At 50.8% G+C, this 15477-nt stretch carries 9 protein-coding genes; 4 read left to right on the top strand and 5 right to left on the bottom strand.

What is annotated here, in order from left to right; translation table 11 throughout:
* Window positions 1-114: 114 nt before the first annotated feature.
* Both DEF47_RS14030 and gltB read right to left on the bottom strand, forming a co-directional pair.
* Window positions 115-1860, bottom strand: a complete 1746-nt coding sequence (locus DEF47_RS14030; protein WP_012192001.1) for a sensor histidine kinase — start codon at window positions 1858-1860, stop codon at window positions 115-117.
* Window positions 1861-2078: 218 nt separating this feature from the next.
* On the bottom strand, window positions 2079-6536 hold the full coding sequence (gene gltB / locus DEF47_RS14025) for a glutamate synthase large subunit (RefSeq protein ID WP_012192000.1): 4458 nt from the start codon (window positions 6534-6536) through the stop codon (window positions 2079-2081).
* Between the two features lie 470 nt (window positions 6537-7006).
* Here gltB and DEF47_RS14020 point away from each other — a divergent pair, with 470 nt between their 5' ends.
* The 4 genes from DEF47_RS14020 to DEF47_RS14005 all read left to right on the top strand — a co-directional run bounded on the left by DEF47_RS14020 (window position 7007) and on the right by DEF47_RS14005 (window position 13166).
* The gene (locus DEF47_RS14020; protein ID WP_287045187.1) at window positions 7007-9244 is read left to right on the top strand and encodes a RelA/SpoT family protein; all 2238 of its coding nucleotides are present in this window, start codon (window positions 7007-7009) and stop codon (window positions 9242-9244) included.
* 100 nt (window positions 9245-9344) lie between these two features.
* Window positions 9345-10160 (top strand): HNH endonuclease, encoded by an 816-nt coding sequence (locus DEF47_RS14015; protein WP_012191998.1) that lies wholly within the window; start codon window positions 9345-9347, stop codon window positions 10158-10160.
* A 424-nt stretch (window positions 10161-10584) separates the two neighbouring features.
* Entirely contained in the window at window positions 10585-12477 is a 1893-nt protein-coding gene (locus DEF47_RS14010; protein WP_012191997.1) for a LasA N-terminal domain-containing protein, read from the top strand.
* Between the two features lie 95 nt (window positions 12478-12572).
* Window positions 12573-13166: a hypothetical protein gene (locus DEF47_RS14005; RefSeq protein WP_012191996.1), complete on the top strand. Its 594-nt coding sequence runs from the start codon at window positions 12573-12575 to the stop codon at window positions 13164-13166.
* On the opposite strand, the gene DEF47_RS14000 is transcribed toward DEF47_RS14005, so the two are convergent.
* The 3 genes from DEF47_RS14000 to DEF47_RS13990 all read right to left on the bottom strand — a co-directional run bounded on the left by DEF47_RS14000 (window position 13163) and on the right by DEF47_RS13990 (window position 15472).
* Window positions 13163-14023, bottom strand: coding sequence for a bifunctional 5,10-methylenetetrahydrofolate dehydrogenase/5,10-methenyltetrahydrofolate cyclohydrolase (locus DEF47_RS14000; RefSeq protein WP_012191995.1), 861 nt, complete (start codon window positions 14021-14023; stop codon window positions 13163-13165). The two genes, DEF47_RS14005 and DEF47_RS14000, sit on opposite strands and share 4 nt — an antisense overlap.
* Window positions 14024-14079: 56 nt before the next feature.
* Entirely contained in the window at window positions 14080-14712 is a 633-nt protein-coding gene (locus tag DEF47_RS13995; RefSeq protein ID WP_012191994.1) for a cyclodeaminase/cyclohydrolase family protein, read from the bottom strand.
* An 88-nt stretch (window positions 14713-14800) separates the two neighbouring features.
* Entirely contained in the window at window positions 14801-15472 is a 672-nt protein-coding gene (locus DEF47_RS13990; protein ID WP_012191993.1) for an A24 family peptidase, read from the bottom strand.
* Window positions 15473-15477 lie beyond the last annotated feature (5 nt).

Below are 15477 nucleotides of genomic sequence, written 5' to 3'. Positions count from 1 at the left end.
ACATTCAATGTCTGTTAGGAAATATTGGTATAGTGAAAACTCAACGTATGTTGATTTAGCCCATAGCTTGAAGGTTTAATTAAACGAGGATTGTGCGCACTATATATCCCAACCCTATACGTTCGCGTGTGACATTTGAGGTGAAGGCACATTGGGTTTGGTGGGATGTTCGGGCATATGCAGAGTAAACGTTGAGCCAATCCCTAAGCGGCTATCAAGCTCGATCGTGCCACCCAAAGCACGAGCCAGCCGCATGCTCACGGCCAAGCCCAAACCGGTACCTTCATATTGGCGAGTGGCCGAGGAATCGGCTTGAACAAATGGCTCAAAAATCCGTTCAAATTGCTCATGGGCAATGCCAATCCCCGTATCGCGAATTGCAATTTCGAGCCAACCGCCAGCAGCGTGTTGCAAGCGTTGCACCGAGATGCTAATTAAGCCTGCGTGGGTGAATTTAATTGCATTATCCAGCAGATGGTAAATAATCATGCGCAATTTATGATCATCGCTGATAATCGAACCCCAGTTTTGGCTACCCAATAATTGCACAGTATTTTTGTTATCTTGGGCTTTGGCTTGCAATTGGTCGCTGATGCTGCCAATCGCCAGCGCCAAATCGATCGTTTCATACTCCAAACGCACAACTTCCGCATCAAGATCGGTAATCGTCAGAACGCCATCGATCAAGCTCAACAAGCGGTCGCTAGCGCTACGAATGCGGGTCATATCCATGGCCAACTCAGGCATGCTGCGATCGATCAAATCCTCGTAGATCATTTCGCTATAGCCAACAATCGCATTCAGTGGCGTGCGTAATTCGTGGCTGACAGTTGAAAGGAAAGTGCTTTTGGCGCGGTTGGCGGCCTCAGCATCATCTTTGGCAGTCAGCAATAAATTTTCAAAATGGCGCTGCTCAGTAATATCGCGCACCGCCGCAACCCGCACCACCCGATTGCTATAGGGCAAATTGGTGCCCAACACCAAGGCGATAAAGGTGCTGCCATCTTTGCGCAGTGCGGTAACTTCGTAGGGCGCACCATCTTTATATTTTTGCATTGCCCGTTGCAGCGATTGTGGCTCGACAAATTCGCGTAACGAGTGGCCGAGAATTTCATCACGATGATAGCCAAACATCTCGCCAAAGCGTTCGTTGGCATCCATCACCACGCCTTCATCTTGCAATACCACCCCTTCGGAGGTTGCTTCGGCCAAGGCGCGAAAACGCTCTTCACTCATTTTGATTTGGATTAAGGCCTCTTGTAGCTCTTGTTTGTAGGTGCTTTCTTGCAAGCGCAATTTGATCAAGCCCTTGACCGTGCGCAAACGAATGCCTTGAATTGTGGCAGCGGCAATCGTGGCACTAACCACCATAAAAATAAAATGCATGGTCAACGGTGAGGTTGGCAATGAAATGATCGCCGCAATCCACGCCAGCAAAATAGCCCCACTCGCTACGATGAACCAATTCCAAGAAAGCAACAAACAGCCAGTGCCAATTAAAATAAAGGCAATATTGGTGCTTTGGTGAATCTCGCCGCTCAGCCAGATATGCAAAACGCTATTGAAGCCGCCAACCACAATAAAGAGCGTGGCCAGCGGATGGGTCAGCTCGGGGGCTGGCCGCCAGCTTTGCAAGCGCCACCACCAAAATCCAAAAAAAATGACACTACTGAGCGCTACGATGACCATTGGTAGTTTAATTGGGCTGGGCAAAACCAACGCATGGGCAATACTAAATAACAAATATAAAAAACCCAATCCTGTTACGGTTGGGCGAAGACCAAACGCCACCTCAGCGTTGAGGGCTGTCTGAAGATTGGTTGATGCGGCTGAATCTGAAGCTGCGGGTTGGTCGCTCATAGCTATTCTCTAAAATTGCTGAATGGGCTTTAATCTGAATTGCCCATTAACAAGCAGCCTAAAGCTTGAACCTTACGAGCATCCTTACGCTTCACGGCATTCTTTATTAAATTTTTACTTCTTGGCTTAATCTACTACGCTAGAGCTTAATACTTTAAACAAGTACCAGCGATCATCCTTGATCGCTGGTACTTGCTGTGTGTGTGGAGTGACTAGCGTTAAGCGGCGACTTTAGCCAGTTCTGGCTGGTTATTTTGGGCAGCCGCAGCATGGGCCGCCTTGGACATAATGTGCCAGAAGGCTCCTTGTTGATCTTCCCAGTTGGCGAGAATATCGTTGGCCTGGACACTTCCCGTTAGTGCCGCGTGGCGCTCGATTAGTTCGCGCAAGTGGTCGGCAACCAGTGGTGATTCAACCCGTTCGGCGATCACCATATCGTCGTTGAGGCGGCCAAGGAAGCGTTCGTTGGGGTCGTAGACAAAGGCCTGACCACCACTCATGCCTGCGCCAAAGTTGTTGCCAGTGCTGCCAAGCACCACAACCGTGCCGCCTGTCATATATTCGCAACCATGCTCGCCGATGCCTTCAATTACGGCAACCGCGCCGCTATTGCGCACAGCAAAGCGTTCGCCAGCGCGGCCAGCAGCATACAAGCTACCACTGGTTGCGCCATACAAGGCGGTGTTGCCGATAATTGTGGCTTCGTGGGCAAGGAACTGGGCGGTTGGCCGTGGTCTGACGACAATTTCGCCACCAGCCAAGCCTTTGCCAACATAATCGTTAGCATCGCCAACCAAGTTGAGTTGCATGCCGCGCGTCGCGAAGGCAGCAAAGCTTTGGCCAGCACTGCCAGCAAAATTCATGCTGACGTGACCAGTATTTTTGAGCAGCGCCAATTCGCCTGCCAAGGTGATGCCGGTTGAGCGATCTTCGTTGGTGATTTCGGCGTTGATAATCACTTCTTGACCAGCTTTGGCACTTGGAAAGGCACTATCGACCAAAAATTGATTGAGCCGATCGATACCAACCAACTGCGGCATGCCGTTGAAGCGCCGTGGGCCAGCGTTGGCCAAGCCCAACAATGGGCTAAGATCAAGCGCATCGTGGTCGGGATTGTTGGTTTGGCGTTGGCGCAATAATTCGACGCGGCCAATAATTTCGTTCAAGCTACGAGCACCAAGTTGGGCCAGCAATTCACGCACTTCTTGGGCGATAAATTGCATAAAGGCCATCACATGCTCAGGTTTGCCGGGGAATTTGGCGCGTAAATCGGCGCGTTGAGTGGCAATCCCAACTGGGCAGGTGTTGTTGTGGCAGGCGCGAGCCATCACACAGCCTTCGGCAATCAGCGCTGAGGTGCCAAAGGAATATTCATCTGCGCCAAGCAAGGCGGCCATTACTACGTCGCGGCCAGTGCGCAAGCCACCATCGGCCCGCACCCGCACTCGATCGCGTAGTTGGTTGATCATCAGAGTTTGTTGAGTTTCAGCCAAGCCAATTTCCCATGGAATGCCGACGTTTTTGATCGATGACAATGGTGAAGCGCCAGTGCCGCCCGAATTGCCACTAATCAACACCACATCAGCGCCACCTTTGACCACACCTGCGGCAATCGTGCCAACCCCCATTTCCGAGACGAGCTTGACTGAAACCGCAGCGGTGGGGTTGATCGTGCGCATGTCGTAAATCAACTGAGCTAAATCCTCAATTGAATAAATATCGTGGTGGGGTGGTGGCGAAATCAAGGTTACGCCTGGCGTGGTATGGCGGGTGCGGGCAATGTCTTCAGTAACTTTATTGCCTGGAATTTGGCCGCCTTCACCTGGCTTGGAGCCTTGCGCCATTTTAATTTGCAACTCGCGGGCGTTCATCAGGTAGCTGGGTGTAACTCCGAAGCGGCCTGAGGCAATTTGCTTGATTGCACTGACTTTTTCGGTGCCAAAGCGCTCTGGGTCTTCGCCGCCTTCGCCGCTATTGCTCATGCCGCCAAGCCGATTCATGGCGATTGCCAAGGTTTCGTGAGCTTCGGCGCTCAACGAGCCATAGGAAATTGCCGCTGTCGAGAAGCGTTTGACAATCGTTTCGATTGACTCAACCTCATCGATTGAAATTGGCTCAGTTGCGACAAAATCTAGCAAATCGCGTGGGTCAGATGGTTGGCGTTGGTTCAGCAAGTCGCTGTATTCGCGATAGGTTGCATAGCCCGCTTCGAAATCTGCGCCATTATCGACTGCTGCTCGCACCGCTTTTTGCAAAGCGTGCACCACCGCTGGTTGGAAGGCATGATATTCGCCATCTTTGCGGAATTTGTACAAACCTGGGTGGCTGAGGGCTGGTTTTTCTAAACCAAACGCTTGGGCATGGCGTTGGTAGCTTTCGCGGCCCAAACGTTGCCAATCGGCTCCGCCAAAGCGTGAGGGCGTGCCAGTCAGACAACGGGCAATCACGGCATCGCTCAAGCCAATCGCTTCGAAGATTTGCGCTCCACAGTAGCTATCGACGGTTGAAATGCCCATCTTCGACATCACTTTGAGCAAGCCTTTTTCCAAAGAATGCACATAGTTATCTTCGGCTTGATCGGCAGTGATTGGGGTGCGTGAGCGTTCTTTGGCAATTTCACGAATCGTGGCGATGGCGACGTAGGGGTTGACGGCTTCAGCGCCGTAGCCAACCAAAACCGCCACATGATGAACTTCGTGAGCTTCGCCAGTTTCGACAATCAACGAGCAGGTTGAACGGCGACCAGTGCGAATTAGATGATGGTGAACTGCGCCGAGCGCCAAGACAGTTGGGATGGCAATTCGTTGCGGCGCAACTTCGCGATCACTCAACACAAGAATGGTTGCCCCAGTATCCAAGGCGCGATCGGCGCTGCTACACAAGTCATCAAGCGCATGTTCGATCCATTGAACATCGTCGGTGACGGGGAAGGTGGTATCCAAGGTGGCGGTACCAAAACTACGATCAGTACAAGCTCGCAACGCTGCTAGCTCGATATTGCGCAAAATCGGGCTGGCCAAGGCAATTTGGTGGGCTTGATCAGGGCGTTCGAGCAAAATGTTGTGGCGTGGCCCTAAGCGAATCGACAACGACATCACCAATTGTTCGCGCAAGGGATCGATTGGTGGGTTGGTTACTTCAGCAAAGCGTTGTTTGAGGTAGCCATACACTGGGCGAGCCAAGTTCGAAAATACCGCCATTGGGGTATCGTCGCCCATCGAGCCAATTGGTTCGGCTCCTTCGCGACCCATTGGCTTGAGCACCATCGCCAAGTTTTCGTCGGTATAGCCAAACGCTGCTTGCAAGCGCAATAAATCGTCAGGATTGAGTTCGACCGCAGCTTCGGTGTAGGCCTCGACCAACTCGGCCAAATCGACACTCTTGTTTTGCAGCCATTGGCCATAAGGTTGGCGGGCAGCAAACATGGCTTTGACCGCAGTATTATCCAACAATTGGCCTTTGATGAGATCAACAGCGATCATCTGGCCTGGGCCAAGCCGACCCTTGCGAATAATGCGATCTTCATCGACTGGGGTTGCGCCGACTTCGCTGCCCACAACCACTAAACCATCATCGGTGACGATATAGCGGGCCGGGCGCAAGCCGTTGCGATCCAAGGCTGAGCCAACGATTTTGCCATCGCAGAAGGTCATGGCGGCGGGGCCGTCCCAAGCTTCCATCAAATTGGCGTGCCACTGGTAGAAATCGCGCACATCTTGGGGCAAATCAGCGATATGTTCCCAAGCTTCGGGCATCATCATTAATAAGGAATGACGCACATCGCGGCCAGCGCGGACCAACAATTCCAGCACATTATCAAATTGGGCTGAATCGCTGCCGCGTTCGTCAACGATTGGCGCAAGTTCGCGCACATTACCCAACAGCGGGCTAGAGAGATGAGCTTCGCGTGCTCGCATCCAATTCACATTGCCAGCCAAGGTGTTGATTTCGCCGTTATGGCTGACAACGCGGAAGGGTTGAGCGCGGCTCCAGGTTGGCATCGTGTTGGTGGAATAACGTTGGTGGTAAACCGCAGCGCTGGCAATATAATCGCTATCGGCCAAATCGGGGTAGAACAGTGAGAGCCGACTTGGCAGCATCAAGCCTTTATAAACAATCGTGCGACAAGAGAGTGAAGGAATGTAGAGGTCGATGTTCTCGGCGAGGGCGGTACGTTCGGCGCGGCGGCGGGCGCGGTAGAGTTCACGTTCAAAGCTATCGTCGTCCATCGTGGCGGGGCGATCAACCCAAACTTGCTCAATCTGTGGACAAATATCACGGGCAATCGGGCCAAGTTGCTCACGATCAAGCGGTACTTCACGCCAACCAAGCGGTCGTAAGCCTCGCCAGACGAGTGCATCGTCGATCAATTCGCGGGCACGTTCGGTGTTACTGGTTGGCAAAAAGATCATGCCAACGGCAATGCGTTGCGGGTTAGCCAAAATGCGGCGAGCAGCTAATTCACGAGCCATAAATGCCCGTGGAATGGTGGTTAAGAGGCCAGCGCCATCACCTGTCAGACCGTCGGCGGCAATCCCACCGCGATGGGTCAGACTACCAAGCGCCGCGAGGGCTAAGCTCACTGTTGCATGGGTTGGTTTTCCATCAATTCGAGCGACAAAGCCAATGCCACATGCATCGTGTTCAAAGCGTGGGTCATACAACAGGCGGTTCATGCGAGGTCTCCTTTCGCGCAGGGAGTTGGCAAATACGCGACGGCGTTAGCAACGCTGCCCTATACCATGGCGCATTTTCAGGTAGCACAAAGAAACGTTGGGTAAACCACCAGCGTCATCGCTGCGGGAGAGCCTTCATTGGTGCATTCTGCATCATTGCAGGAGGGGAAACCTAGTTCGTCTGGTTGACGAGTTGAGTTTGTTTAGTTGGGCAAAAGTTGGCGAACGTGTATGTGTTAGACCAAGAGGTGTGTTAAATCAGAGTTAAAGCTATTCTATGTTAATTTGTGCAATGTGTCAATTGGCGTTTGGGTAATCTGCATAACACGGTGCGTCATTGTGGCATACGATTTGCTTGACATGTGTATAGCGGCGTGTTAATCTGTTCGCTACAATCAGCAGAAAATGTATCGCGACACAACAGCGCAATGACGCTAGAAACGAGGGTCATTATGGACCTCGCACCTCATATGCCTAGTTCTTTTAATGATGATGCAACCCATAGCGAGAGCACAAAATACATCACTGCGACTCCCGCTAGTTCGCCGCTAGTTCATGAAAGTGAAGCGCTGATCAGCCGCATGCGTACCTATTGGCCGCTTGATGAATTTCAATTAATCGAGCGAGCTTGGGATGTAGCCAAGGTCGCCCATGCTCCCCAAATTCGTAAATCGGGGGAGCCTTATTTTCTGCATCCAGTGCAAGTGGCCCATATTTTAGTCGATATGAAGCTCGACCCCGAATCGGTCGCGGCGGCGCTATTGCACGATGTGGTTGAAGATACGCCGATTACTTTGGAGCAAATTCGTGCCGATTTTGGCCGCGAAGTCGCCCATATCGTCGATGGCGTGACCAAATTAAGTAAGTTGGAAGCCAAAAGCATCGAAGAAGCCCAAGCGATTACCTATCGCAAGATGTTTATTGCGATGGCCGATGACCCGCGCGTGGTGCTGATCAAGCTGGCCGACCGCTTGCATAATATGCGCACGCTTGGCGCAATGCGCCCCGATAAACAGCAACGCATCGCCCGCGAAACCCTCGAAGTTTATGCACCACTCGCCCATCGCCTCGGGATTTGGCAATTCAAGTGGGAGCTAGAAGACCTTTCGTTTCGCTATATCAACCCCGAAAAGTATAGCGAAATTGGTCGTCAGCTCAACTTGCGCCGCGAAACCCGTGAGCGGATCGTGCAACGGGTCATTGCCCGCCTCAAACAGATTCTCGACCGCGATAATATTAAAGCTGAAGTAACAGGCCGCCCGAAACATATCTATTCAATCGCCCGCAAAATGGAGCGCAAGAGTGTAAGCCTTGATCAAATTTATGATCAATTGGCAGTACGGGTTATGGTCAATAGCGTTGATGAATGTTATCGTGTGCTGGGTTTGGTGCACTCAACTTGGATTCCAATTATGAGCGAATTCGACGATTATATTGCTGTCCCCAAGGAAAGCATGTATCGTTCGCTGCATACAACTGTGGTGATTCCAGGTGAGCAACCCTGCGAAGTTCAAATTCGCACCTACGAAATGCACGAAGTTTCTGAATATGGGATTGCCGCACACTGGCGCTATAAAGAAGGCTTTGGCAACAAACACGATCAATCGTTTGAAACCAAATTAGCGTGGCTACGCTCAGCAATCAACGGCCAGCGCGACCTTGATCCGACCGAGTTTTTCGAGACGGTCAAGGAAGATGTGCTGCGCGATCAGGTGTTTGTGCTCACTCCCAAGGGCAAAATCATTGATCTGCCCAAAGGCTCGACCCCGATCGATTTTGCCTATCGCATTCACTCAGAGGTTGGCAATCGCTGTATTGGGGCGCGGGTCAACAACAAACCAGTGCCGTTGTATTATCAACTACAACATGGCGAAATTGTCGATGTCGTAACCAGCAAAGTGCCGCGCGGCCCTTCGCGCGACTGGCTGGAATATGTTAAATCGAACGGCGCACGCACCCATATCAAACGCTGGTTCCGTCGCCAAGAGAACGATGTTAATATTTCAGCGGGCCGCGAATTAATTGATAAAGAACTTAAACGTTTGGGTGTACGCCCAACCATGGAAGAGTTGATTCGCGCCAATGCCATGAAAAATAGCGAGGATTTTCTGGCAGCGATTGGCAATGGAGATCTTTCGCCGCGCCAAGCAATTCAGCGTGTCATCAGCGATAAAGGTGCTGAGGAAGAGCCATTGGCGGCAATTCCTACGATTGCACCGCCTTCCAAGCCAGTCAAACCAGGCACAATTATCGTGCGCGGCGAGACCGATGTCTATACTCGCATCGCCCACTGCTGTAATCCGGTTTATCCTGAGGCAGTGATTGGCTATACCACTCGTGGCCATGGCATCACTGTTCACCGCATGGATTGCCATAACGTTTTGCATGAACGCAATCGCGAACGTTTGATCGATGTTGATTGGGGTGGGACAACCGAAAAACAATCCTATCCTGTACCAATTCGGATCGAAGCATGGGATCGGGTCGGGCTTTGGCGTGATGTGACCAATGCAATCGCTGATGGCAATATCAACATTCAAGCGGTGCAGCAATTGGACAATAAACATCATGGCCGCGCCACCTTGCTTGCGACCATCCGCATCGAGAGCATCGATCAACTTAGTCGCATTTTGGATAAACTCAATCGCGTCAAGGATGTCATCGAGGCTCGCCGCGAAAATACGGTCGCTGGCACGATGATTGGCTAGCCCAAGAACATAGAGCATAGAACATAGGGCATAGATTATGCTTGGTTCTATGCTCTATTTAGTTTAAGCAATATCCTTCTGATTGTAGGAGTTGTTTTATATGACTATTCTGCAAAAAGTTGATCAAGCAACTATCTATGTTTATGTAACCGATACTAAGATAATGCGGCCCATAAATCAAGGATATCAGAAATTAATAGTCCATTACGTTTATACTACAAAAGTAAGAAACTATCTAGTTATCGCATATAAAGAAAAAGGCTATAAAAAAGAAAGATTCATAGATGATAATAGTACAGCAGTAATTGTAAAAGACTGGGATACTCCTGATTTACCAGATAATCTGAAAATTATTCAAAGTGATGAAATTACGTCAACATATGAAATGAGATATGGTTTCAATTCTAATGAATGGATTGAAGAATTTAATTCGATTATTGACCCTTGGATACAATCAAATCCTGAACGCCTTATCCTAGATCTACGAAAACAATCTATACAAAATGTATCTACTGTCGAAGAAGATTGGTCAGCTGCAATCCAAGCAAATTTGTTTGACTTACCATCAACACAACCTCACCAACCAATAGCAAGCCCTGAGATTTTCATTGAGGGGGCAGAATATCAATCATTAGTAACTCGTTATGAGCGAAATCCCGAAGCCCGTCAACGTTGTATTGAGCACTATGGATCAACTTGTGTTATTTGCCATTTCGATTTTGCCAAAGTTTATGGAGAGTTAGCAAAAGGATTTATTCATGTCCATCATCTTAAGCCACTAGCTACTATTGGCGAAAACTACGAAGTTAATCCCATTGATGATTTGCGCCCTGTATGTCCGAATTGTCATGCTGTGATTCATATGCGCAAAGAACCATATACGATTGATGAAGTTCGTAACATGCTTCAACATTAATCTGAATATTAGTCATAGCCCAATATCATGATTGAATGGTAGATATTTTTGTATTCTCAATAATTAAGCACATTGTTGCCTGATCTATTACACATCTATAATCCTCAAATTGAACTTTAGGGGGTGCAGGGGGATGAAAACACCCTACGTTTCCCTCCAGCGGAGGGACGGAAGGGAGGAGAAACACGCTACGATCAAAAATCCATAAACCATTATCCTACTACTCAAAGGGATGAGCATAACGGAACCACGAAGAGCACGAAGAACACGAAGCTGAAACATACCAAGGATTAAGTACTAATTTATAAGCTCATCAAGGAATGCATGCCGATCGCACATTGCACTTTAGGGGTAGAGTGATCCATGCTGTACGCCAAACATTCGACATCTGCTATACTGGCAAGGCGAATGCTTGGTGAGGATTATGCAACGTTTTAACCCCAAACGCTATTTCGATTTACGCAATCGGCTGCAAAGCGATCAACAGCGCCTCTGGGCTTTGTTCAGCACTTTAATCATCAGTTTGTTGTTAACGACGCTGGTGCTACGGATTGCCCCACCTGCCACTGAAACTGGGCGCTTGATTTTTCGGCCTGTTGATTCGGTGACGGAGGACGACCGCACCCAAGCCGAACAACCACCACCAACACTGCCCCCAGCGATCGAACCGCAAAATCTGGTTGATGCAAGCGCGATCTTGCCCCGTTCTGCCGAAGCGCCAACAATCATCGATGATATTCGCTTTACATCCGAGCAAAATCTGACTGTCGCCAATATTCAAACGTTGTTAGATGCACAGCCTGGCACGCTCAAAGCCGCCTTGGTAACAGTTGGCGATCGCAATTTATCGCTGGCCGAGGTGGTGGTTGGCCAAGCCTATTTGTATAGTCTTAATCCCAAATTGCTGCTGGCCTTGCTCGAATTTCAACAAGGCCTGCTGACCAACCCAACCCCCAACCCTGATCAACTCGATTGGGCCATGAAATATCAGGGCGAGGATGAAAAATGGCGCGGCTTGCATGGCCAAATTCGTTGGGCCGCCCGTGAATTGCGGCGGGGTGTGCGTGATTTCGCCTATGTTACCGAGTTGCAATATCGCGATAAAGATGTCAAAGGCCCAATTCCAGCTGGTTTAAACCCAAGCTCGTATGCAGTGATACGGGTGCTGGCTCAAACCATGACTCCCGAAGAATTGGCGAAAGTGCTCAGCGATGGCAGTTTTGTCGCAACCTACAGCAAGTTTTTCGAAGATCCCCGTCAAACGTTGGGCCAAGTACCAGCGCCAGCAACGCCATTTTTACGTTGGCCGCTACGCAATGTCACCTATATCACTTCGTTTTTTGATCACGAATATCCCTTTCTAACGCCCAATCAATCCTTGGTGAGTTGGTGGGGGCGACGTGAAACCGAGCTTTCCTATGATGGTCACGATGGCTGGGATTATGGCGCACGACCGCCCGAAGCAGTGGTTGCCGCCGCTGATGGCACGGTGGTTTGGGCCAGCAATTCTGATGATGGTTGTGGTGTGCCAGCCAAAGGCGTGGTGCTTGATCATGGCAATGGCTATCGCACGCTCTATTGGCATCTGAGCGAAATTTCGGTCGAGCTTGGCCAATCGATCAAAGGCGGCGAACAATTGGGCATCGTTGGCTCAACTGGCTGTGCGATCGGCCCACACTTGCACTTTCAAACCCAATACCTTGGCCGCAACACCGATCCGTATGGTTGGTGCTCAAGCGAACCCGACCCATGGAGCAGCTATCCAGTTGGCACAGCTTCGCGCTGGCTTTGGGCCGATCGCCCGAATCCTTGCGATCTTGGGCAAACCATCGCAGTGCGGCCAAGCGATCAAGGATTTAGTCGCAGCGAAGGCAATTGGCAAAATGCCCCAATCGGTGCTGGTGGCGAAACCCTTTGGATTACCTCGCAAATTCCCATAACAACCACTGAAACCCTAACCGACACAATGTCGGATTTGGCAGGCGTTGCCACGCCTCAACCAACGCCAAGCCAACCACCAAGCACCGCTACCTGGCAAACCAGCATTCCCAGCGCTGGGCGTTATCGTGTGCTAACGTATATTCCCTACTACTACAACGGCCACGATGATGCTGTTGCCGCCCATTATGTGATTGAACACGCCGAAGGTCGCAGCGATGTGGTAGTCAATCAGTTTGTGTATGCCAACGAATGGGCTGATCTTGGCACCTACACCTTCGACCCTAGCAAACCGGCCAAGGTCGAGCTAAGCAACGAAACCAGCATGGCCGACCAAGGGATCTGGGTTGGCACAACCGTTTGGCTGCCTGCCGATTGACAATCCATTCTAATAATGATACATTATATCAATATTATGGTCGTGCAAAGCGCGGCCAATTTTTTGGCAATTTTATAATGATATATAGTATCAATATGAAGCAAAATAGTCCAAATTATCAATTACCCAAGGCTGTGCATCAAGCGGGCCGGCCACTATTCGAGCAACAATGTTGGTGTTGGGGCCACGATGTGCGCCGTTGCGCAGGCAATTTGCTGCTGGAATATGGGGCAACGCGCAGCCGTGTGCCAGCCGAACAACGGGGCAGCAGCAATTATCATTTTCAATTGAACTGTGGAGCGAGGATGGGTTTGTGGGGTTGGGGCTTGTGGTATGGCGATGGCTATGCGCCAAGCCTATTTCTGCGCCGCGATAAACTGCAAGTTGGCTTGATCGAGCGGGCAGCGCCGCTGTGTGATGTTTGGTCGCTAAGCCAAATTCCAGCCGTGCGAGCGCCACATAATTGGGCTGAATGGCTGCGCATGACTAGCTTGCTCGGTCATTGCTGCACATGGATTGCCGCCTACGAGCAGTGGGTGATTGAGCAAGCAGGATTAACCTATCGCCAAGCCTGTATTGCCGATTGGCAGAAACCAGCCTTGCCCGCCCACGAAATGGCTGAGCGCTGGCAACAACTAAACGATTTAATTATTGCCAGCCAAGAAAACCTCAGCCTAGCTGCGGGTTAGGCTTGTTCGGCCAGCGATTGAGCTGCTTGTAAGGTGTTTTGCAGCAACATCATATTGGTAACCGGGCCAGTGCCGCCTGGTACCGGGGTAATTGCGCTCGCCACCTTGCTGGCACTTTCCCAATCAACATCGCCAACTACTTGGCCTTCAGCCACCTCATTGATACCAAAATCGAGCACCACCGCGCCAGGTTTGAGCATCTCGCCAGTGACCAAGCCAGCCTTGCCGACCGCTGCCGCGACAATATCGCCTTGGCGAATAACCTCGGCCAAATTGGCAGTGCGCGAATGGCAAATTGTGACGGTGGCATGCCGCGCCAGCAACAATTGAGCCAGCGGCTTGCCAACCACATTCGAGCGACCAACCACCACCGCATGCTTGCCAGCCAGATTAATCTGATAGCGATCAAGCAAGGCCATACCACCAGCAGGCGTATTGGGCACAAGCGCGGTCAAACCTTGGGCCAAACGGCCTGCATTGGTTGGGTGCAACCCATCAACATCTTTTTGGGGATTGAGCGCGGCTACCGCGCCATCAGCCGAGAGCTGGCTGGGCAACGGCATTTGAATAATAATGCCATGAATCGCGGGATCGTTGCTGGCTTGTTGAATGGCCGCTTCTAAAGTCGCTTGATCGCTGGTTTCTGGCAAGCGTTGCAGGGCAAAGCCAAAGCCAACCCCTTCGCATGAACGCCGAATTGAACGCACATACCAATCGGAAGCAGCATTGCCCGCCACTTGAATCACCACCAATTGGGGAGCATAGCCAGTGCGAGCCTTGAATTCAGCTCCTTGCTGGCTAATTTGAGCCTTCAATTCCTTGGCCAACCCGCGACCATCAAGCAAAAGCGCTGTCATAACATCCTTTACAAATAAAAGGCGGAGCCTGCGCTCCGCCATCGTTGGAAAACCATTTAGCCCTGAAGCTGTTGATTGACTAAGGCCATCACGGCCTCAGTATCGTCGTGCAGGGTTGCAGTTAGTTTGGCAACCTCGGCACGAGTTTCGCGCACATAAAATTGATCTTCGAGCGTGTTAAGATTAATTTCAACGTTGAGCAAGGCGCTGCGTACCGCCGCCTGAGCCAAGAGCACCGCCACGCCCACATCGCTCACTGCCGCTGAATTACCTTTTTGAGCGGCTGGACTACACAATGGCAAAATTGCCGCTGCCGCTTGAGCCGCCCGCAACGGCACATCAGTCGCAATCCGCGTGGCTTTTTGAATGGCATCGCGGCGAATCGCAATATCGGCAGTAGTTTCACGCGGCAATTTATAGGCGGCGCTCAAACGGCGAAATGCCTCAACATCAGCATCGGCTAGCTCTTGCAATTCACGGCGCAACGACTCAGAGCGATCCATCAAACCACGAATTTCATCCTCGACCTCGGCATACTTCTTTTTGCCAAGGGTCAACGAACAAACCATTGAAATCAAGCCTGCGGCCATCGCCCCAGACACGGCTGCAACACTACCGCCACCTGGCACTGGCTCCTTGGTTGCAAGCTGATCCAAAAATTCGGTGATTGGCACCTGTAATAGGGTCATAACGACCTCCTTGGTGTTGAATCAAGTTCATGCTGATCGTACCACATCTAAGCATACGTGCAGTCGCTCGATTCCGATCCATGGTTGCTTAAAGTGGCCCAAAGCGAATCAGGTAGAGCAACACCCCAAGGCATAAAAAGGTGCCATAGGCGATATATAATGTGCCTTCGCCTTTGAATTGACGCACAGCCAAAATCCCGATAGAAGCAATTCCGGCTAAGCCCATGCCATACATCAAGGCCACCCCAAGATGTTGCCAACCGAGCGTTGCCCCAATTAAGAATGCCAAATAGACATCGCCTAAACCAAATGGGGTATCGGCATTTGGAAAGAGCAAAAACGAGCCTGCAAAAAAGAGCAAAAACAATAATCCAGCAATCAACGAACCAATCAGCGAGGCTTTGATGCCAATGGTTAAAAAGGCCGAGCCAAGTAATGCCGTTAAAGTTGCCGCCATCACCAGCAACACATCAATCAGTCGTACCTTCCAATCAACCGTTGCAATGACGATATACACCACGCTGATCAGATACCAATACAAACCCCGCAGCGAAACCCCATAATCACGATAGCAAACCCAGGCCATCAGCCCACTTGCTGCTGCAACCAACAACCCCACCCAGGTCGGGCCGCCAAGCAAGGGGTGTCGTGGTATTGGCAAGGGGTTAGCCGCTTTGGGATCAGTGGCGAGCTGGGTGATCCATGGGTTGAGGCCAAAACCAATTGCGATTCCAACCACAAGCAGAATTGCTGGCAACATAGGCT

Origin of the sequence: Herpetosiphon sp. (genome assembly GCF_003512625.1) — a bacterium.
In the GTDB taxonomy this organism is placed as follows: Bacteria; Chloroflexota; Chloroflexia; order Chloroflexales; family Herpetosiphonaceae; genus Herpetosiphon; species Herpetosiphon aurantiacus.
The sequence above is the reverse complement of the archived record's forward strand: the minus strand, read 5'-3'. Positions and strand labels throughout refer to the sequence as shown.

What these genes read in the sequence shown, in the direction of transcription:
- DEF47_RS14005 (WP_012191996.1), top strand. Translation starts at nt 12,573, where the DNA reads ATGAAGCAAAATAGTCCAAATTATCAATTACCCAAGGCTGTGCATCAA.
- DEF47_RS14015 (WP_012191998.1), top strand. Translation starts at nt 9,345, where the DNA reads ATGACTATTCTGCAAAAAGTTGATCAAGCAACTATCTATGTTTATGTA.
- DEF47_RS14030 (WP_012192001.1), bottom strand. Translation starts at nt 1,860, where the DNA reads ATGAGCGACCAACCCGCAGCTTCAGATTCAGCCGCATCAACCAATCTT.
- DEF47_RS14020 (WP_287045187.1), top strand. Translation starts at nt 7,007, where the DNA reads ATGCCTAGTTCTTTTAATGATGATGCAACCCATAGCGAGAGCACAAAA.
- DEF47_RS13990 (WP_012191993.1), bottom strand. Translation starts at nt 15,472, where the DNA reads ATGTTGCCAGCAATTCTGCTTGTGGTTGGAATCGCAATTGGTTTTGGC.
- DEF47_RS13995 (WP_012191994.1), bottom strand. Translation starts at nt 14,712, where the DNA reads ATGACCCTATTACAGGTGCCAATCACCGAATTTTTGGATCAGCTTGCA.
- gltB (WP_012192000.1), bottom strand. Translation starts at nt 6,536, where the DNA reads ATGAACCGCCTGTTGTATGACCCACGCTTTGAACACGATGCATGTGGC.
- DEF47_RS14000 (WP_012191995.1), bottom strand. Translation starts at nt 14,023, where the DNA reads ATGACAGCGCTTTTGCTTGATGGTCGCGGGTTGGCCAAGGAATTGAAG.
- DEF47_RS14010 (WP_012191997.1), top strand. Translation starts at nt 10,585, where the DNA reads ATGCAACGTTTTAACCCCAAACGCTATTTCGATTTACGCAATCGGCTG.